Below are 19,172 nucleotides of genomic sequence, written 5' to 3'. Positions count from 1 at the left end.
CTCAAAGAACGGATGAAAACTAGTTGGTGAGGCGGACAATGGTGGCCCCGTAGGCGTCTACGGGCCCCAGCGAGTAGCCGTCCGCCAGCGAGACGTATTTGACGAAGCTCCCGATGATTCCGCGGCAGTTTCCGTTGCAGGAAAGCGCCGAAGACACATACGGACTGGTATTACGGAAACTGTCCGGAAGACTGTTGTTGCCGCTGAACGTCCACCCCGCCACTTTGAAAGCGGCAAATGCCACAAGACCGTAAACAGCTCCGCTTCCCGTTCCAGTCACCGAATTGAACACGGGGAGCAAAACAATAACGTCACGGCCGGCCGTGATGTTGGTGGCCCAATTTTGAAGGGTGGTTGAACAGTTCGTGGGAATGCTGTTCCCGGGAGCGCTGCCCCCTTCGCTGACCGCGAGGTTGATGGTTCCTCCGCACACGCCGGCATCCTGCGTGATCCAGCCGTATCCACCGGCAACCGTGGCGCCGGAAGGACCGTAATTGCAGCTAGGGTTGGCGCCGGTGCCGTGATCCTGAAGCAGCTGGAGACCGCCACCGATGTATCCCTGCACCTGGCAGATGGAATACGCGAGGGGAAAAGGAGTCCTGCCGGCGACGGCGCTCCCCCACTGAACACTCGACGTGGTCAGCACGTTGGCCGAGCTAAAGCCCAGGACGCGGGCGAAGAGGAGCGAAACGGCATTGGGCGTGCCGCCTGCCTGCTGGGACCCGGCGGTCACGGTGACTTTCCGGTTTGTCAGGTCCAGACTGATCGACTTGACGTTGTTCAGGCCATCGTTTGCGTTCTTGTTTGCGATGTCGCTCGCGATGGGGGACGTGGTGGAGCAATTCGGATCGCTCGTATTCGCGGCGCATTTCTGCGCCACGGCGAGGGCGGCGGCGTCGGAACCGTTCTGCACTTGCGCCCGTTCCGAATACAGCATTCCCGCATCCACGGCGAGGGCGGCAAAACCGAGCAGCACCACCAGCAAGAGAGCGACGAGAACCGCAATCGCGCCGCGCTCGCCGTCGTCGTTCTCGGGGACCATCAGCCGCCGCATACCATGACTCCTACTCCTTGCATGGGGAATGGCCCCGCGATCCCCGTGAGGGTGCTGAGGGTGTACTTGATCGTCACGGACATCTGGGCTCCGGCCGTGCAGCTGGCTGGGCTGAAGGTGAAGTTCGTGTCTGCCAGCCCTGGATTCAACGCCACCGCTGCGTTTTTTGCCGCTGTCTTCGCGGCCGTCTGGTCGTTTGAGATCGCCATGACCCGGACACCTTCGCGGGCCGCGTTCGAGAGCGACACCTGCACGTTGTAAGCCCTGCCGAATTCCATGATGCCCAGGAGCAGCATGATCAGGAGGGGCGCCAGGATGGCGAACTCGACTGCCACGGCACCGCGCTCTGAAGACCTCGGCATAGTGTTGCCCTTCCAGAGAACAGATGGTTCGGATCAAGCAGAGTGGCGGCCGCGTGTATGCCGCCGCCACTCGGGAATTGCTTGGTGCCGGAGTGGCCTCCCGGGCACTCGCAGCACGACTTCTAGGCGCAGGTGCCAGTGCCACCTGAAGTGGTGGCAGCCGTCCAGGTTTTGCCGCTCACGGAACACTGGACCTGGGAGAACGTCTCCCTGACGGTGCTACCCAGCAGCGTCACAGCGGCGATGATGACCACTGCAATGAGGGCAACCATGATGCCGTATTCGACGGCGGTGGCACCGGTTTCGTCACGCCGGGCGTGAGAAACGGACTTTAGGAAAGCGGACAGCATTGATGCTCCTTGTTTTCTGGTACGAACGGTAGGGCAGGACGCGAAGCTACTAGCCGCAAGTGTTCGTGGTAGTGCTCCACGTTTTGCCGGAAACTGAGCATTGGACCTGGGAGAAGGTGTTCTTGACCGTCCCACCCAGTGCCGTGACGGCGACGATGATGACGACAGCAATGAGGGCGACCATGATGCCGTATTCGACGGCGGTGGCGCCCTTTTCATCACGGCGGATGCGGGACGCAGCGTTGGAGAAGAAGGTAAGCATGTGAAACTCCTGAGCGAGTTGGGGTGGGCTGGTCCAGCACCAGCTCACAAGCAACTTAGCAACGCCCGATACCCCGTGGAGCAGTCCTTGGGACATCCTGTGTCAAGACTCGCGATCCTGCGCATTTCTTGGGTTAAACCTAGGGAAACCCGGCGATCTTGGGCATCCCTGCCGCCTCCGGCCATGGCCAGAAAACAGCGCAATCCGACTCCCGCCGTCGGGCCCTAACCGACCTGTCCGCGGTCCCTCCAGGACGCTCGCTCACATATACGCCCAAATCCCAAAACCCTCGCTCAGATCAAGTGAGCGAGGGTCCGCCGGAAACACCACATACGTGAGCGAGCGTCCGTGAGGAGCACCCCCGAGAGGCCAGAAAACAACGAAACCCGACTCCCGCCGTCGGGCTCTAACCGACCTGTCCGCGGTCCCTCCAGGACGCTCGCTCACATATACGCCCAAATCCCAAAACCCTCGCTCACATCAACCGAGCGAGCGTCCGCCGGAAACCCCACATACGTGAGCGAGCGTCCGCCGGAAACACCACACACGTGAGCGAGCGTCCGCCGGAAACACCACATACGTGAGCGGGCGTCCGCCGGAAACCCGACATATGTGAGCGGGCGTCCGGGGAGGGGGCGCTCCGTTAGCCGGCTGGGTGTTCGACGGTCACGGTGCCGGCGTCGCCGTCGACGGTGATCTGTTGGCCGCTCGTGAGCCGCTGGGTCGCGACTCCGGTGCCGAGCACGGCGGGTATGCCGTACTCCCGGGCCACGATGGAGCTATGGCTCAACGGGCCGCCGACGTCGGTGACCACGGCGGAGGCCATGGCGAACAGCGAGGTCCACGCGGGAGTGGTGATGCGCGCAACCAGGACATCCCCGGGCGCCATCTGGCCGAAATCCTGTGGCCCGGTCAGGACGCGCGCAGGAGCACTGACCCGGCCGGCGCTGGCGCCGACTCCTTTGATGACGTCGCTCGGCTGGTCCTGGGAGCGCGCCGGCATCATTGATTCGAAGGCGTCCTTCATCCAACGGGTCTCCGGCAGCAACTGCGGGGCAGCCGCCTTGGCCTGGCCCCGCCAAAGCATCTTGCGCTCCTCGACGACGTCGGCCCGGACAGGGCGCGTCGCCCCGGTAATCGCCACCGCCACCGGTGCTAGCGGCTCCGTCGTGCCCGAAGGTTGCGGCGCGGCGAGGCCGAACTCGACGGCGCTTTGCAGCTCCTGCTGCCGCAGCCAGAACACGTCGGCGGGACGGGCGATGACGCCAGAGTAGACCAGCCGTTGTCCGAGTTCGAACAGCATCCGCCGGATCAGCGGCCAGGCGAGCCCGACGTCGGCCAGGGCGTCTTCGCGGACGGGTGCGGACTTCTGCGCCCACCGGAGCAGGCGGATGAACGGGGCCCTGCGACTCCGCCCGAGCCGGGTCCGACCCAGCCGTGCGACGATCCGGTCGGTTTGGTCCTCCCGTCGGGCGGCCGAGAGACGCTGGCGCTCGTGCGGGTCATTTCCGTGCCCCCGCAGGTAGAACTTCACCGTATCCAGCAGCACCGAAGGATCGTCTGCCGGTACCGGGCTGAGGAAGTCCAGGTTGTAGACCGCATGGCCGAAGCGATCGAGATGGGCCTGGAAACGCGGCCGCCACTGCTGCCAAAGCGCCGGGTCCATCCCGGCGGGCGGGAGCCAGTTTCTCTGCGACTCGGCCAGCGCCGCCGTCGGTTGATTGAGGATCGCCGGGGCCAGCCCCTCAACCTCCCGGGCCCAGGCCGCAAGGTCGTACAGCGACTTCTCCGCACGGATGGGTTCACTGTCATAGCCCAGGAGGAATGTCTCGGCAGGGGGATCTCCGGCGCGCCGGATGAGTTTGTCGTAGAACGCCCGGAAGGCCATTTCGCTCGTCGCAGCGACCGGAATGATTGACTGCACAGCCGTGTAGTACACGGTTCCGGCGTCGAGCAACGTCCGGACACCCTCAAGCAATTCCTCTCCCGAAAGCTCCCCCGCAGGGTTTGCCGACCAGGCCCGGATCGCCCGCTCGTAGCGGGGATGCGAGAATTCCCGCCAGCCCGCCACACCCATGTGCGCCTTGCCGCGAACCAAGGCGAGCATGGCGGCCGGAGACTTGCCCATCACTCGCCACAGTGCCGTGGTGCGGTAGTAGTAATAGGCGTAACCGTTGATGGTGGGCAGTCCGACGTCGCCGTCCCTGACGACTTCGCTGCCCACGGCTTCGTTCATCAGGGCTTTGAGCGAGCGGGTCACCGAGCCGTCAATGAGGTCGGCGAAGAGGGGCGAGAGCGGATCCGGCAGTTGCTCCACGATGCTCGCCCGGAAATAGAGCCCCTTCGGATAGGGCAACGGCCAGGTATCCGGAGTGTCCGCTACGGGTTCCGGAAGTGCCGTGATGGGCCGGGATTGCAGCATGAAGAAATCGCCGTCTGCCCGTGCCCATTCGATGTCCTGCGGAGTTCCGAAGTAGTCCGCAATCCGCGTTCCGTAACGGGCCAGCGCGGCGGCAGCTCCGTCGTCGAGCACGGCCCGGTTCCGAAGCGCCGCAGGGACCGGCTGGTCGGTCGTCCCTCCTTGGTCCGGGACGCCTTGGTCCGGGACGACGCCGGAGCCGCGGTCCGCCGCGTGGTCCGCGTAGACGGTCATGACTTCCTTGCCGGCTGTCCGGCGCGAGAGTACGCGGCCGGTTCCGGCTTCCACAACAAGGTCGTCCGTGGTGACTGTTCCGCTAACCACGGACTCCCCCAGGCCCCACGCGGCACTGATCGCGATCTGGTCCCGCCGACCGTTGGCCGGATTGGCGGTGAACATGACCCCCGCCGCCTCGGCCTCGACCATCCGCTGGACGACGACGGCGAGGCGGACGTCGCCCGGTGCGATGCCTTCGCGGTCCCGGTAGGCCATGGCCCGCGCCGTCCACAGGGAAGACCAGCAGTCAATGACGGCCGCATCCAGTGCTTCCGCGCCGCGGACGTTGAGGTAGGTTTCCTGTTGCCCGGCGAAGCTGGCCGAGGCAAGGTCCTCCGCCGTGGCGGACGAGCGCACCGCGACGGGCGCACCGGCGGACTCGCCGTCGCCGTCGCCGGGCCCGCCGCCGTCGCGAAGGCGCTCATAAGCGGCGGCGAGCTCGTAGGCGATGGCGGCAGGCATGGTGCCGTCGGTGAAAAGGGCCCGGATTGCGGCCGAGGCGTCCTCGTAATCCTGCGGCGCAGGCTCGGGCGTGAGCGCCGCCAACTCCTGGATGCGCGCCTGAATCCCATTGGCATCCACGAAGGCCCCATACGCCGCAGTGGCCAGCACGAAACCCGGGGGAACCGGCAGCCCGGCGCGAACCAGGTTGCCCAGCCCGACGCCCTTGCCGCCCGCCACGGCGACGTCGGCCGCTTGGACATCGGCGAAGTTGTAGATGTAGGTCATGACCGTCGCTCCTTATCGCGGAGACGCCCTCATCGAGCCTGACCCACAACATACTGCCACGCTGCCGGGCGGGAGGCGATGGCTGAGCTGGCCTGAGCCTTACCGTTGGTCCAAGTCTTGCTGCTGGTCCAGGGCGCGTTTTAGCGCCGCCTGGTCGCAAGCCTGGAGAACGCCGATGAACTCATCCATTGCTTCCGGCCCCTGATCTGTGTCCGCCACGCGAACAAGGTGCGAGGCCAGGACTGCGACCTTGACGTTCGTCATGCTGCTGCAATTCACGAGCAGTTTGAAGGCGGCGTCGGAGTCAAGGAGCAACCGCCCCATCAGGATGCCGCGCGCCTGGTTGATGACGCCCCGCGTGGCATTGGCGCCCGCGACGGCGTCACGCGCCGCTTGCTCGGTTTCCCGGCGCAGCGTGGACGTCAGGTCGATCACGGTTCCCTCGACCGCGACGGTCCCCGACGGACCCAGCTGCGCGTTCCCGGCCGTCAGCACGCGACGGACATGTCCCTGCGCGTCAATGATCCGGTGGTAGATACAGAAGTGCCCGCCGTCGCGGAAGACTTGAGCTAGTATCTCCATAGCCCGTGGCCTGTCATCCGGGTGTTTGTGCGACATCAGCAGCTCAAGTGTGGGAACTACTTCCCCCCGCTGGTAGCCGTGGAGATTGAAGAGCCCGTCGGACCATTCCGCTTTCCCCGAGGGCGGGTCAAAGAGGAAGGTTCCGGCCAGAAAGCCGGGGGCGCCCAGTGCACTCGAGTACGTATGAGGGCTGTCCAACATGGCGCAAAGACTCACTTCCTAAGTGTGCTTACTAATTTAGCTAAGCGTACAGAATACAGCGGGTGCACGACGCTGGCGGCCCAACAAGCCCCTCTCTGCGTTCACAATAGGGGTCAGTCCTTCACCACCACCTTGCCGGCCATTCCAAAATAGTCATGCAGCGCGCAGATGTAGTCATACACCCCTGCCTTGTTGAATGTCACGGTGAATGTCACGCCCGGCGGCAAAAGGCCCGAATTGAGCTGCCCGCCCGTGTAATTCGCCGGATCGCCCAACGGCGGGAACGGGTTGGCAGGCTCGTCGCCGAAGGTGATCGTGTGCGGCTCGCCCATGCCGTTGTTGACGAAGCTCACTTTTTCGCCAACGTGGATGACCACTTTAGGTTCGATGAACCGCATGACCATGGCGACGCCGTCGTCGGACCCGGCAATCACGGTGTGGCTGTCCGCCTGATCGCGGGCGTCGCTCCATTGTTTGTAGCCGTCACGGATGATGGCCCGTTCAGCCCGATCTACCCGGTTGTTGTATTGCTCCTGGGTGTACGGGTAGTCCGTTCCTTTGGCCCGCACATGTACGGTGCCCTTCTGGGCCGCGCCATGCACCAGGCAGTAATACGTGAAATCGCCGGCATCCGGGAACTTCAGGGTGTAGGAATCAACTTCGGCGAACCCACTGTCCGAGACATTCGACATCACGCCGGAGTTGTAATAGGAGTGCCCGTCGTAGGACGTGCCGCCCTGTGCGGAGATATAGAGGGGGCTGAAAGGATCAAAAGGTTGCGTTGACTCGATGGTTTGCCCTGCGGCCAGGAACGTGACTGTGTGGATTTCGGCCGAGTTGGCCTCCCAGGTGACCTTGTCACCGGCATTGATGAAGATGTTCTTCGGCAGGAAGGACATCCCCTGGATGGCCTGGTCCGACGATTCGGAGCCGACCTGGACGGTCCAGGTCCTTGCGGATTTGCCACTGTCCGCTGCTGCTGTGCCGCTGAGTGCCACCGGCAGGACCAGGGCGAGGAGCAAAATCATGAGCGCTCGAAGGCGCGGCAATAGGAGGGGTTTTGGATGAGCAGTCATAAGACTCATTCCTTAGGAAAATCATTGCTGACCGGCTGTTATTAGCCTGGAAATTTTGAGGCGCCGGAGACCATGGCGTCGTTTGACGGTGACTCGGATTCCTTGAACTTCCCTATGGACTTCAGCTCGCAGCTGCTGCCCCTCCCCCGCATAAGGTGCGGCGCCACGACGTTGGGGCCATGCAGGGTCCTCCTTTGCTCGGAGGGATGACGTCCGGTTCCGTGGGCAAAAGAGCCCCCCATTGCGGAACGGATAGGACACGGCAAAGCCGGCCCAGGTGAAGGCGAGAGATTTACCTCTCATCGTGCTCCTGGAATGTTATTTTGTCGAGATATAAGGACTACATTCGGGCTGTCTTTGTGGCCGAATTGAGGCTTTCCCGGAGGCGTTTTTAACCCAGCTGAGTGGTAATTTCCGGACATGGACAGACGACGGCGACTGTGGCTATCGGCGGGGCTTGCAGTCCTGCTGGCGCTCGTCGTGGTCCTGGCGGCAGTCATCGCCGGCTCCGGTAGGACGTCGTCCGGGCCATCGCCCTCAAGCGCCTCCGCCGGCGCCACGGCTACCCGTGCCCCGTCCCCCTCTAAGTCCCCCGCGCCAACCGCCGCAGCACCCGCACCGCCGATAATCCCCGAGCTGCCCGCGACCCCCATGAATATCCTGGTGATTGGCAGCGACAGCCGGGCGAATGCGAGGGACCAAAACAACCAGACCGTCACAACAGGCCAGTCAGCGGACCAACGTTCGGATTGCCTGATGCTGATCCACGTTCCAGCGGATCGGCAAAAGGTCTACGGCATTTCGATCATGCGCGACAACTGGGTGAACATCCCGGGCTATGGCGCAGCCAAAATCAACGCCAGCCTGGAGGTGGGAGGCATCCCCCTGGTGGTCCGGACCGTTGAGACGCTGTTGGGCACGCACATCGACCACACCGTCATGCTTGATTTCCAGGGCTTCAAGGTCCTCACGGATGCCCTCGGCGGAATCGACGTCAATGTCACGCTGCCCTTCACCGCGAGCTTTGACACCCATCACACCTTTGTTGCGGGCGTCAACCATTTGGACGGGGAAGCTGCCTTGGAGTTCATCCGCGAGCGCTACTCGTTCGTGGACGGAGACTACCAACGAGTCCGCAACCAGCAAACGTTCCTCCGCGCACTCCTGGGCAAGCTCAGGAGCGGAATCCAGACTCCCGCCGCCGTCCTTGGCCTGGTCAACTTCGCCACAAATTACCTCACGGTGGACCAAGGATACGATCCGGCTTCCGTCGCGAGACTGGCCTACGCCCTCCGCACGGTGGATCCCGCCGCTTCCGTCTTCTTCACCCTGCCCACGGCAGGCACAGGTACTTCCCCGGACGGGCAGTCCATCGTGGTGCCTGACTACGCCGGGATCGGGCAAGTGGCCGGGGCACTGCGGGACGGAACCTTGCCGGAGTATGTGGCCGCACATGGTTACTAAGCTCCCGCTCAACACTCGCAAAGATCTTGATTGAATATTTAACTAATCTTGAAGGGAAGCTTGGGGAATCCTTGCGCCTTCCTAAAATTCCTGCCGGAAAGTAGAGGTCATCGGGCAGCAAAGTCCGTGAAATCCCGGTCTCAACGGGCTTCAAGAAACGGAAATCATCATGGGTCTCAACCTGAAAACCACCTCCGGTAAAGTCATTGCTTCCCTGGCCCTGGTCGGCACTGCTGCCGGCGTGGCGGGTCTGGGAACCTACGGCGCCTTCACCTCCAGCACCTCGGCCAGCAACACCGTCGCCTCCGGCAGCGTGAGCATCGCCCTCGGCGCCACAGGCACCGCGAACCGGCTCAGCGTCGCCGCTTCCGGCCTGGTCCCGGGCGACACCGTGCAGCGCGTAGCCACCCTGAGCAACGCAGCCAGCAACCAGAACCTCTCCGCAATCACCCTGACCACCGCGGCCTCCCCCACCTCCTTGCTGGACACCAACACCACCATGGGCCTGCAGGTTGTTGTCGATGCCTGCTCCGTCCCCTGGACCGAAGCCGGCACCGCCCCCGCGTACACCTACACCTGCCCCGGAACCACCACCAGCGTCCTCGCTTCCCGGCCCGTCATCGGCGCCAACGTTGCCTTGGCCAACCTGACCTCGGTCACCGCCGGACACACCGACAACCTGCGCGTCACCCTGACCCTCCCCGCTACCGCGGACAACACCCTCCAGAGCCAGAGCAGCACCATCGCGTTCACCTTCACGGGCACCCAGCGCACCGCCACCGCCCAGTAACGCCGCCCCACCCCAGCCAGCCCTCCGCCGTCGAGCCCCCCTGAAAAACGACGGCGGAGGGCCTTCCACAGGAACGGAGACCCAGCCATGACCGCACCACTGGTCCGCCACCGGCGGGTCTCGACGTTTGTCCGGGCCATGGTCAACGTCATCACGACCACGGTGATGGTGGCCGCCGTCGCTGCGTTCCTGTTCCTCGCCGTCGGGCCCCGCGTCCTCGGCTACCAGACCAGCACGATGCTCACCGGCTCGATGTCGCCGCTGATCAACCCGGGAGACGTGGTTGTCACGGTTCCCGTCGCAGTCAAAGACCTGAAGGTCGGAGACATCATCACGTACCACATTCCGGTGGAGGACCAAAGGGTGGAAACCCACCGGATCATCGACCTGGCAGTGAACAGCCAGGGCACCGCCACCGTCCGCACCAAGGGCGATGCCAACAACGGCGCCGACCCCTGGACAGCAACGCTGGCAGCAGGCCAGGTGGACCGCCAGGTGTTCACCGTCCCCTACCTCGGCAACGCGATCCGCGCCCTTCGTGATCCCGTGGTCCTGAAGGTCCTGATGTACGGCGCTCCGGCCGCACTGGTGGTCATGGTGCTCGTCTCCATCTGGCGGAAAAAGCCCGAGGGCGACGACGCGGACGCCGGCGCTGCCCAACGCCCCCTGCCGGCCTTCGACCGACGCCCCCTGAAGCGCCTGGCGCGGGAGATGAAGAGCAAGGAGGCCGCCGAGAAGTTCGCGGCCGCCTACGCCAGGCTGTTGCCCCAGCGGGTGGACAAGATCAGCCACGCCCTCAGCACCGGGAACAGTGACCTTGCGATGGACGCGGTGCTCAGCCTGAAAACCAGCTCCTCGATGGTCGGGGCGCTCCGGATGGAACAGCACTGCGTCCGCCTCGAACACGCCCTGGTCATGACCGACCACACCGCGGCAATCCAAGCCGGCGAACTTGTCCGCGAACACCAGCCGCAGTTGGAAAAAGCCCTGGGCGGTCACACCATGCGCCGCGCTGCATGAAAACCCCTTCAAAGAACCGAACCGGATCCGCTGCCCTTACCGTGTGAAAGTCGTAAGAATGGAATGGACCACCGGGCCCGACAGAAAGCCGCCGACCTTGCGTAGAAGCCGGAGCACCGCCGACGCCGGGCGGACGCCTGCGTCCGGACGCGTCGCCGCGGTCCTGGCGGCGGCTGCGGTATTGATCTTCGCTCCCGGTATCGCGCAGGCTGCGTTCAATGGGTCCGACAGCGCTTCACTTCCCGTTTCCTCGGCCACCCTGACATCCGCCGCCACCGTCACCGCATCCTGCCAAGGTTCGAACCTCACCATCACCGTCACGTCCTGGGCGATAACAGATCCGCGATTCACAGGAGTCTTCACCGTTTCCAGCGGCGGAAGCACCGTATTCACGGGCACCAGCAAACAAAGCGGCGGCGCAAGCTACAAAGCGTCCATCACACCCCACACCGGCACCTGGACCTGGACCGTCCAAAACCAGTACCCGGTCCCCGGCACCAGCAACACCTGGACAGGACCAGCCACGACGGGCCAGTTCACCTGCACCTAAGCCGACGTCTACCCGCACGCCGCTACCCCCGCAGCGAACGCGGGCGCCGATGTCGCACGCCCTCTATATATTGAGAGGATGACCCAGACTTCCGGTTCCGCCCAGCCATCCCACGTCGACAGCCCAACGGCCCCCGTCGCCAAGAAGGTGCCGCACACCCGCGAGCACCACGGCGATGTTTTCGTGGACAACTACGAATGGCTGCGGGACAAGGAATCCACCGAGGTCATTGAGCACTTGAAGGCTGAAAATGCCTACCAGGAGGCCGTCACCGCGCACCAGGAACCGCTGCGGGAGGCGATCTTCCAGGAAATCAAGGGACGCACCCAGGAGACCGACCTTTCGGTCCCCAGCCGCAAGGACGATTGGTGGTACTACACCCGCTCCGTCGAAGGCAAGGAGTACGGCATCCAGTGCCGCGTCCGTGCTGCGAACTCCGGCAATCCCGTGGCGGACTGGACCCCGCCGGCGGTGGAACCCGGCGTCGAACTCCAGGGTGAAGAAGTGTTGCTGGACGGCAACACGGAGGCGGAAGGCAAGCCGTTCTTCTCCGTTGGCGGCACTGCCGTGACGCTGGACGGCAACCTTTATGCGTACGCCGTGGACAACTCCGGCGAGGAACGCTTCACGCTCCGCATCAAGGACCTGCGCACGGGTGAACCGCTGCCCGACGTCATTGAGAACATCTTCTATGGCGTGGCCTTCTCCCCCGACGGCACCCGGATCTTCTACACCGTGGTGGACGATTCCTGGCGCCCGTACCAAGTGAAGTCGCACGTCCTGGGCACGCCCGTCAGCGAGGACGAGGTCATCTACCAAGAGGACGACGTCGCCATGTGGCTCGGGTTCGAGCTCTCCTCCGACCGGAGGTACCTCGTGCTGAGCATCGGCTGCTCGGAATTCAGCGAGACGCGCCTGCTCCGCTTCGACGACTTCGACGCCGGCCTGTCCACCGTGATTTCCCGGGACGAGCACATCCTTTACGAGGCCGAGCCGTTCCTCCTCGAGGGTGTCGAGACCATCCTGCTGACCCACAACAAGGACGCCATCAACTCGATGGTGTCCATCGCGGACCCGGCCGAGTTCGCCAAGCCGCTGGCCGAGCAGCGCTGGCGCACCGTCGTCGGGCATTCCGACGCCGTTCGCGTCAACGGCGCGGGCGTCACCTCGACGCATCTAGTGGTGTCGGTACGGCAGGACACGATCGAACGCGTGCAGGTGCTCCCGCTCGCCGGGCTGGGCACCGCCGCCCAGGGTGCCGCCGTGGATCCAGCCTTCGATGAGGAGCTGTACACGGCCGGTGTGGGCGGAACCGACTATGAAGCGCCGGTGATCCGCATCGGATACACCTCCTACTTCACGCCGTCGCGGGTGTACGACTTCGTGCTGCCCACCGCTGCGCTGCCGCAAGGCGAACTGCTGCTGCGCAAGGAAAGCCCCGTGCTGGGCGGGTACACCGCGTCCGACTACGTGGCCACCCGCGAATGGGCGACGGCGGCGGACGGCACGCGCGTACCGCTGTCCGTTCTGCGGCACGCCTCCCTTGCGCAGGATTCGAGCGCCGCGGGCCTGGTCTACGGCTACGGCTCGTACGAGGTCAGCATGGATCCCGGCTTCGGTGTGGCCCGGCTGTCACTCCTCGACCGCGGAATCGTCATGGTGATCGCCCACATCCGCGGCGGCGGCGAGCTCGGCCGGCGCTGGTACGACGACGGCAAGAAGCTCAACAAGAAGAACACCTTCACGGACTTCATCGCGGCAACGGACTGGCTCGCGTCCTCCGGTTGGGTGGCGCCGGAGCGGATCGCCGCGATGGGTGGCTCCGCGGGCGGCCTGCTGATGGGCGCCGTGGCCAACCTTGCGCCGGAAAAGTATGCGGCAATCGTGGCGGCCGTGCCGTTCGTGGACGCGCTCAACACCATCCTGGACCCGGAACTGCCGCTCTCCGCGCTCGAATGGGAAGAATGGGGCAACCCCATCACCGATCCTGAGGTGTACGAATACATGAAGTCGTACACGCCGTACGAGAACATCCGCGCCGTGTCGTACCCGAGGATCGCAGCCGTCACGTCCTTCAACGACACCCGTGTGCTCTATGTCGAACCCGCCAAATGGGTCCAGGTATTGCGTTCCGAGACCACCGGCACGGCGCCGATCGTCATGAAGATCGAGATGGACGGAGGACACGGTGGAGCCTCGGGACGATACGTGCAGTGGCGCGAGCGCGCGTGGGACTATGCCTTCGTCGCGGACTCGCTCGGCGCCGTCGAACTCCTGCCTGGAGCAGGGCTTAAGTAGCGCCCTCGATAGTAGGCTCTCCCATGGGGGCCGAACCGAAACAGTAGGAGCGTAGTGGACAGTCGCTTGACTAACGACGCATCGGCACCGAACCGCGCCTTGGTGGCTGACCCTGACCCCGGACGCCTTGCCGAGACGGTGGCGGCGCTCACCGCAGCAGGGTTCCTGGTTCGTTCAGCGCACGACGCCGGTTCACTTGCTGCCGCGCTGAAAAGCGAACCGAGCGACGTGCTGGTGGTAGACAACGACCTCCGCGAGTTCCTTCCCCGGAATGACGCCCCGGTCTTGCTCCTGCTGGACCCCGAGGACGAGCTGGATGTTACGGCTCTGGAAGGGTGGACGATTGCTGATTTCACCTATCGGGGCCAGCCTCCCGCATTTCGGGTGCACCGGGCCTTGGTACTGATAGCCCGGGCCGCCGAACGCACGCGCCGCCGTTCGGAAGCCGAGTCGCTGCGGGAGAGCCTGCGGAAGGTGTCCGCGGCGATCCGGTCCACCATTGACCCGGACCGGATAGCGCAGCATCTGGTGAAGGGTATCGGCGAGGCCCTGGGCGCGGAACACGTCTGGTTCACGACGTTCCCGGACACGCGGGTGCCGCAAGTCAGCGCCGAATGGAACGCTCCGGGACTGGTACCGGGAGTCCTGCCGGGCGAACTCACCGGGGACATCGCCACGTTCGAACTCGCGGAACGGTTGTGGGCGGAAGCGGAGGTGCAGCCGCTGCCGAAACGGGCTCCCGCGGGTGAATCCAGTGGCGCGGGCGCGCCGGGAGGCGCGGGCGCGCCGGGTGGTGCGGGTGCGCCGAGTGGTGCGGGTGCGCCGTCGGCGTCTGTTGTGGTGCCGGTAGGCGAGGGAGATCTCGTTCTGGGGGTCATCTGGATCGCGCGCCCGGACACGGCGCAGGAATGGACCCGCGCCGAAATAGGCCTGATCCAGCACGTCTCGGGGAACTTGGCGTATGGCCTGATGCAGAGCCACCTGATCGGCGCGCAACAGCAGGTCATGTACAAGCTCCAGGAGCTCGACCAGGCCAAGACAGACTTCCTCACCACGGTGAACCACGAACTTCGAACTCCCTTGACGTCCATCACGGCCTATCTGGACATGATGCGCAGCGGCGCCGGCGGACCTCTTCCCGCAGGTGTCGAGCGCATGGTCGACGTCATTTCACGAAATGCCGAGCGGCTCCGACGGCTGATCGAAGACATGCTCACCGTCTCGCACCAGGACACTTCCGGGGATCTCCAGTTGAGCCGCGTGAATGTGGGCACCTTGCTCAGGCTTGTTGTCTCGACGTTGCAGCCGCTCGCCGACTCCCGTTCGCTGTCCCTCACCGTGATGCACGCGCCGGGAACCGTGACTGTCCAGGCCGATGAAGCCAAGCTCGAGCAGGTCTTCGCCAACATCATCAGCAACGCGATCAAGTTCACGCCCGACGGCGGCCACGTGGCGGTCAGCAGCGGGATCACCTCGGATCCAGGCACGGTTCCCAGCGTCGTGGTCAGCGTGGAGGACACCGGCGTCGGGATCCCGGAAACGGAAATCGAGCAAGTATTCACGCGGTTCTTCCGCGCTTCAAACGCCTCCACCGCGGCCATCCCAGGCAGCGGGCTTGGCCTGGCGATAGCCCACGACATTGTGGAACGCCATTCCGGCCGGCTCGATGTCGAATCCGCCCTTGGCGTGGGAACCACGGTTTCAGTCCGGCTCCCCTTGGATACAGAGAGCTAAGGCGCGCCGCTGACTACGGGGCGGTGTTCTATGTGCCTCTACCCAAGTAACTGGCAGTAGATGCCGTTATGAGGCGCCAAAACGGCATCTACTGTGAGTCAGTTGGGCCACCAACCGGTCTGAGCGTAGTTCACAACGGTGCCGGTGGTAACCGTCGTTACTGTGGTGCTCGTGGAGCTCGTGGAGCTCGTGGAGCTCGTGGTGTCGTGCTTCGGGGCGGCGTTGGCGGGGGTGACAAATCCGCCAATAGCGAGCACGCCCGTCATGAGAAGTGTTGCGGCGAATTTTTTCATGCAGTGCTCCTTTGAGCCGTAAAAATCCGAAGTTGACATTCCCAGCGTAAGGAGGCCCGTTAAAGGTTCGCTTAAGATTGGCTCAGTTTTCGGACGTCTTTGCTGCCAGCCGGTAACCGACGCCGCGCACGGTTTCCACCCAACGCGGCGACTGCGCCGAATCGCCGAGTTTCCGTCGCAGATTGGCGATGTGCACCTGGATCGCACGCTCTTCGGACTCGCTGACGTAGCCTCCGGTTTCGTACTCCCTGGCATGGAGCCAGCGGGCAAGCCCAGTAGTGCTTCGGACAACGCGTCCAGCCTCCATCAGGGCCTGAAGGAGGTCGAACTCGGTGCGGGTCAATTGCACCTCTTCGTTACCCACCCGGGTAGTCCGCGTGGCCACGTCAAGGAAGAGGCCGTTGTGTTCCAGCCCCGAAGGCTCGGCCCCCGGAATCACGAGGGTGGGCGCGGTGGGTGCGTTCGGCGCCTGGGCCGGCGGCAGCTCCGCCGTCGGGCTCCCCGCGGAACCGCTCAAAAGCTTGCTGCCGCGCGGCCGGCGAAGAAGCGTCTCGACCCGGGCCAGGAGCTCGCGGGGGCGGAAGGGCTTGGTGACGAAGTCGTCGGCGCCGATGGCCAGCCCTTGCAGGGTGTCCACTTCGCGCGCTCGGGCCGTGAGCATAATGATGTACGCGTCGCTGAACTCCCGGACGCGACGGGTGACCTCGATCCCGTCAATGTCCGGCAGGCCAAGGTCCAAGGTGATCACGTCGGGGTTGTGACGGCGGACGGCATCCACGCCATCGATGCCGTTTCCGGCCGCGTAAACCTCCAGGCCCGATGCCTCGAGGACGGCATGGACTACCTCACGGATGTCATCGTCATCCTCGATTACTACAGCCACGCCCGATGCGCCCACGTCAAGATCCCCATCTCTCTTATGCTCAGCCCACCTTAACACCGGCGGTACCCGCTATTCTCGCGCATGTCGGCGTAAGTCCCGCTTCACCTGATCTGGAGCTCACGCCTCACGAACGCGATAAGCAGGTTCCGCGAGGTTTCCACCGGAAGGGATGAACCCCGCGCATAGCATTGGACGGCGAGGCCATCCACCATGGCGGCCGTTTCGATGGCGAAGCTTTGGGGATCGTCGCAGACGAAGGATCCTTCGCTGACTCCACGCTCGGTAATCTCGCGCAAGGCGCTACGCCAGCCGTCATAGTGTTCGCTCATCCAGCGTCCGTAGGCTTCATCCCTGGCCGCAGCGGACCAGAAGTCGAACCAGATCAGCCAGTGCCGACGGGAACTCGCGTCGGAGCCGAACATCCCCTCGAGGAAATACAGCAGTTCCTTAGTGGGGTCGCCCGACCCTCTGGCGCTTTCCTGGAGCGGAACGTAGAAGTCCGCGGTTTCTGCCTTGACAACTTCCATCAGAACTTCGTCGAGACTCTTGAAGTGGTAGGTGATGGTCCCGGGTGACACTCCGCAGGCTTTCGAAATGTCGCGGATCAGGACATTGAACAGCCCTTTGTCCGCGATCAGGTCCCGCGCGGCATCAATCACCAGCTGGCGCCGCACTTCAGTAGGGTGCCGCTGCCGTTCGCTGACAGTCTTGGCGCGGGGCCGCTCTTCGTGGTCCTTGGCGGTAGTTGTCATGTCGTTCGTCCTCGTTTCCCCGGGTCAGGCCGATGTCCGACTGATGCGCTTCTCAAAAGTCTTTTCAAAGAATAGTTGCTCGTCCTTGAACGTCTTGACTTCGTTGTGCAGCACATAATGGTCTTTGCTCGCAGTGACCGTAGCGTGGGTTTCGATCCTAACTCCCCAGTCCTCGCGCTGCAGCGAAACGTTCCACATGGACTCAGCACGCGCCGTCAGGGGATCGTTTCCCGATATCGAATACCGCTCGAGGGCCTCTTCACCAAAGTTCAGGCCATCCGGGTAAATCCGGTTGCCGCCGTAGTTCGGGTCCACAGTCAAGGTCCAGGAATCCGACTGCGGCTCGTACCTGACCTCACGCTCGGGGCGGGGTGTCTGGGCGGGGCCGGGCCTAATGTCCATGGGCGCGGCCTGCTCAGCCTCCTCGAAGGTGATGTCACGCCTTCCAATGGCGACCGGATCGAGGTCATCAAGCGTCAGTACGCTCTGCCCGGCGTCAACGGTCACAAACCCTCGTTCGCCGTGTGGCCAGATCCAAGGCCAGTACGTCGTGGCCAATGCGAGCCGGAGCCTGTGTCCGGCCGGAATCTGCCACGACATGGACGTCAACTCGATCTCAGCGTCCACGAATTGACCCGGAACGAGCTCCTCCGCCATGTCCATCCCGTTGCGCCTTGCCAGGTTGATGGCCCCGCGGGTGATCAGGGTGGACGATCCGTCCGGCCCGACATCGCAGAGCCGAGCAATCACATTGGCCCGGGGCGTGCTGCTGTTGACCCGCACCTTGAGCCGGGCGTAGCCAAACAGGTTGATGTCCTCTGCAAGGACAGGCGTCTCGAATACGACCGAGCGCCCATCCTCGGCACGCTGGTCCGGCGGCAGATCGGACAGATTCCCGAAGGGGAACCACCTGGCGGCATCCCCGCCGTTGTGTTGCGGTGTGTCGACGACGGCCATCCCGGCGGCGTCCGTTGCCAGGCTGTGCAAATCTGAGGCTAGGTTGAATTGCCGCTGCCCGACGTCGGCGGACGGCCAGCCGTCCAGTCCCACCCAGGTGCCCGCTCGCTCCGGGTAATGGGTGGCAGGCCGTACGGAGTCCTGGTGATAAGCGCGCAGCGCGGGTTCAGCCATGACATCCGTTTCGATGCCTTTGAGCCAGTAGTCCCACCAACGCAAGGTCTCTTGGAGGAAGCCAATGGTGGGCCCGGGCGTGCGCTGGATGTCTGGATACTGGTGCGACCAGGGCCCGATCAGACCTTGCGCGGGGGCGTCAAGATGCTCCAGCAACCGAAAAACCGTGTTGCGGTAGGGATCCGCCCAGCCTCCGACGGCCAGGACGGCCGCGGTGATTTTGGAGTAGTCCTCGCAGACCGAACCGTGACGCCAGTAGTCATCGCGTTCTTGGTGGTCCATCCAAATTTCGGAGAAAGGCTGGAGGGCTTCCAAGCGTTCCTTCCACATGGTTTCCCAGGCGTCGCCAACCCGCCAAGGCGCGGGCGGGCGGCATTGGAACGCCAGCATGGTTCCAGCCCAGGAGGTCATGTCAATGCCAAGCATCGCACCACCGTAATAGTGCACATCGTCGGCATAGCGGTCGTCCGTGGAGCAGACGGTGACAATAGCCTTAAGCGCCTCCGGCTGCTCCGCGGCGAGCTGCAAGGCATTGAATCCGCCCCAGGAGATTCCGAACATTCCTACTTTTCCGGTACACCAGGCCTGGGCGGCCAGCCACCGGATGACCTCAACTCCGTCTGCTTGTTCCTGCGGGTGGTACTCGTCGAGCATGACGCCTTCGGAATCTCCGCAGCCGCGCATGTCCACACGGATCGAGGCGTAGCCATGGCCCGCGTACCAGGGGTGGCGCTGCGCGTCACGCGGCGCAGTCCAGTCCCCGCGTCGGTAGGGCAGGTATTCCAACAGTGCAGGCACCGGCTGTGAGACCGCGTCTTCAGGAAGCCAGATTGTGGCAGCCAGCTGGACGCCGTCGCTCATCGGAATGAGGACGTGTTCCATGACGGTGACGGAATGTGGGAAGTCCAGGCGGATCTTCACGGGTATTTCCTTTCTAGGGTGCGTG

17 protein-coding genes are annotated in these 19,172 nt (G+C 64.0%); 6 read left to right on the top strand and 11 right to left on the bottom strand.

The window, feature by feature from the left end:
* Positions 1-19 precede the first annotated feature (19 nt).
* The 7 genes from BMF89_RS14060 to BMF89_RS14030 form a co-directional block, all read right to left on the bottom strand.
* Positions 20-1,054, bottom strand: coding sequence for a Tad domain-containing protein (locus BMF89_RS14060; protein WP_078107729.1), 1,035 nt, complete (start codon positions 1,052-1,054; stop codon positions 20-22).
* Positions 1,042-1,416: a TadE family protein gene (locus tag BMF89_RS14055; protein ID WP_078107728.1), complete on the bottom strand. Its 375-nt coding sequence runs from the start codon at positions 1,414-1,416 to the stop codon at positions 1,042-1,044. Before BMF89_RS14055 ends, BMF89_RS14060 begins: the two co-directional genes overlap by 13 nt.
* 122 nt (positions 1,417-1,538) lie before the next feature.
* Positions 1,539-1,766 carry a Flp family type IVb pilin gene (locus tag BMF89_RS14050; protein ID WP_078107727.1) on the bottom strand — a complete coding sequence of 76 codons (228 nt, stop codon included), beginning with the start codon at positions 1,764-1,766 and terminating at the stop codon, positions 1,539-1,541.
* 49 nt (positions 1,767-1,815) lie between these two features.
* Positions 1,816-2,028 carry a Flp family type IVb pilin gene (locus tag BMF89_RS14045; RefSeq protein WP_078107726.1) on the bottom strand — a complete coding sequence of 71 codons (213 nt, stop codon included), beginning with the start codon at positions 2,026-2,028 and terminating at the stop codon, positions 1,816-1,818.
* A 643-nt stretch (positions 2,029-2,671) separates the two neighbouring features.
* Entirely contained in the window at positions 2,672-5,452 is a 2,781-nt protein-coding gene (locus BMF89_RS14040; protein WP_078107725.1) for a PEP/pyruvate-binding domain-containing protein, read from the bottom strand.
* 99 nt (positions 5,453-5,551) lie between these two features.
* Complete coding sequence (locus BMF89_RS14035; RefSeq protein ID WP_078107724.1) at positions 5,552-6,235, bottom strand: PAS and ANTAR domain-containing protein; 684 nt, start codon at positions 6,233-6,235, stop codon at positions 5,552-5,554.
* A 113-nt stretch (positions 6,236-6,348) separates the two neighbouring features.
* Positions 6,349-7,311, bottom strand: a complete 963-nt coding sequence (locus BMF89_RS14030) for a plastocyanin/azurin family copper-binding protein (protein ID WP_078107723.1) — start codon at positions 7,309-7,311, stop codon at positions 6,349-6,351.
* A gap of 420 nt (positions 7,312-7,731) precedes the next feature.
* Here BMF89_RS14030 and BMF89_RS14025 point away from each other — a divergent pair, with 420 nt between their 5' ends.
* The 6 genes from BMF89_RS14025 to BMF89_RS14000 all read left to right on the top strand — a co-directional run bounded on the left by BMF89_RS14025 (position 7,732) and on the right by BMF89_RS14000 (position 15,167).
* On the top strand, positions 7,732-8,775 hold the full coding sequence (locus tag BMF89_RS14025) for an LCP family protein (protein WP_078107722.1): 1,044 nt from the start codon (positions 7,732-7,734) through the stop codon (positions 8,773-8,775).
* Between the two features lie 169 nt (positions 8,776-8,944).
* Positions 8,945-9,565, top strand: coding sequence for a TasA family protein (locus BMF89_RS14020; protein WP_078107721.1), 621 nt, complete (start codon positions 8,945-8,947; stop codon positions 9,563-9,565).
* 87 nt (positions 9,566-9,652) lie between these two features.
* Entirely contained in the window at positions 9,653-10,585 is a 933-nt protein-coding gene (locus tag BMF89_RS22430) for a signal peptidase I (RefSeq protein ID WP_078107720.1), read from the top strand.
* A 97-nt stretch (positions 10,586-10,682) separates the two neighbouring features.
* Complete coding sequence (locus BMF89_RS14010; RefSeq protein ID WP_139359663.1) at positions 10,683-11,135, top strand: hypothetical protein; 453 nt, start codon at positions 10,683-10,685, stop codon at positions 11,133-11,135.
* 78 nt (positions 11,136-11,213) lie between these two features.
* Entirely contained in the window at positions 11,214-13,433 is a 2,220-nt protein-coding gene (locus BMF89_RS14005) for a S9 family peptidase (RefSeq protein WP_078107718.1), read from the top strand.
* 66 nt (positions 13,434-13,499) lie between these two features.
* Complete coding sequence (locus BMF89_RS14000; protein WP_253190821.1) at positions 13,500-15,167, top strand: ATP-binding protein; 1,668 nt, start codon at positions 13,500-13,502, stop codon at positions 15,165-15,167.
* 98 nt (positions 15,168-15,265) lie between these two features.
* Here the strand turns inward: BMF89_RS14000 and BMF89_RS21970 are convergent, their stop codons facing one another.
* The 4 genes from BMF89_RS21970 to BMF89_RS13980 form a co-directional block, all read right to left on the bottom strand.
* Positions 15,266-15,460 (bottom strand): hypothetical protein, encoded by a 195-nt coding sequence (locus BMF89_RS21970; RefSeq protein WP_078107716.1) that lies wholly within the window; start codon positions 15,458-15,460, stop codon positions 15,266-15,268.
* Positions 15,461-15,542: 82 nt separating this feature from the next.
* Positions 15,543-16,343, bottom strand: a complete 801-nt coding sequence (locus tag BMF89_RS13990; RefSeq protein ID WP_078107746.1) for a response regulator transcription factor — start codon at positions 16,341-16,343, stop codon at positions 15,543-15,545.
* 101 nt (positions 16,344-16,444) lie between these two features.
* The gene (locus BMF89_RS13985; protein WP_078107715.1) at positions 16,445-17,095 is read right to left on the bottom strand and encodes a TetR/AcrR family transcriptional regulator; all 651 of its coding nucleotides are present in this window, start codon (positions 17,093-17,095) and stop codon (positions 16,445-16,447) included.
* 24 nt (positions 17,096-17,119) lie between these two features.
* Entirely contained in the window at positions 17,120-19,147 is a 2,028-nt protein-coding gene (locus tag BMF89_RS13980) for a CocE/NonD family hydrolase (protein ID WP_078107714.1), read from the bottom strand.
* Between the last annotated feature and the right edge of the window lie 25 nt (positions 19,148-19,172).

Source organism: Arthrobacter sp. SRS-W-1-2016 (assembly GCF_002009585.1).
In the GTDB taxonomy this organism is placed as follows: domain Bacteria; phylum Actinomycetota; class Actinomycetes; order Actinomycetales; family Micrococcaceae; genus Arthrobacter; species Arthrobacter bambusae_A.
The sequence above is the reverse complement of the archived record's forward strand: the minus strand, read 5'-3'. Positions and strand labels throughout refer to the sequence as shown.

Excerpts from the sequence above, each read along its gene's own strand:
- BMF89_RS14060 (WP_078107729.1), bottom strand. The coding sequence starts at position 1,054 with ATGCGGCGGCTGATGGTCCCCGAGAACGACGACGGCGAGCGCGGCGCG.
- BMF89_RS14055 (WP_078107728.1), bottom strand. The coding sequence starts at position 1,416 with ATGCCGAGGTCTTCAGAGCGCGGTGCCGTGGCAGTCGAGTTCGCCATC.
- BMF89_RS14050 (WP_078107727.1), bottom strand. The coding sequence starts at position 1,766 with ATGCTGTCCGCTTTCCTAAAGTCCGTTTCTCACGCCCGGCGTGACGAA.
- BMF89_RS14045 (WP_078107726.1), bottom strand. The coding sequence starts at position 2,028 with ATGCTTACCTTCTTCTCCAACGCTGCGTCCCGCATCCGCCGTGATGAA.
- BMF89_RS14040 (WP_078107725.1), bottom strand. The coding sequence starts at position 5,452 with ATGACCTACATCTACAACTTCGCCGATGTCCAAGCGGCCGACGTCGCC.
- BMF89_RS14035 (WP_078107724.1), bottom strand. The coding sequence starts at position 6,235 with ATGTTGGACAGCCCTCATACGTACTCGAGTGCACTGGGCGCCCCCGGC.
- BMF89_RS14030 (WP_078107723.1), bottom strand. The coding sequence starts at position 7,311 with ATGACTGCTCATCCAAAACCCCTCCTATTGCCGCGCCTTCGAGCGCTC.
- BMF89_RS14025 (WP_078107722.1), top strand. The coding sequence starts at position 7,732 with ATGGACAGACGACGGCGACTGTGGCTATCGGCGGGGCTTGCAGTCCTG.
- BMF89_RS14020 (WP_078107721.1), top strand. The coding sequence starts at position 8,945 with ATGGGTCTCAACCTGAAAACCACCTCCGGTAAAGTCATTGCTTCCCTG.
- BMF89_RS22430 (WP_078107720.1), top strand. The coding sequence starts at position 9,653 with ATGACCGCACCACTGGTCCGCCACCGGCGGGTCTCGACGTTTGTCCGG.
- BMF89_RS14005 (WP_078107718.1), top strand. The coding sequence starts at position 11,214 with ATGACCCAGACTTCCGGTTCCGCCCAGCCATCCCACGTCGACAGCCCA.
- BMF89_RS21970 (WP_078107716.1), bottom strand. The coding sequence starts at position 15,460 with ATGAAAAAATTCGCCGCAACACTTCTCATGACGGGCGTGCTCGCTATT.
- BMF89_RS13985 (WP_078107715.1), bottom strand. The coding sequence starts at position 17,095 with ATGACAACTACCGCCAAGGACCACGAAGAGCGGCCCCGCGCCAAGACT.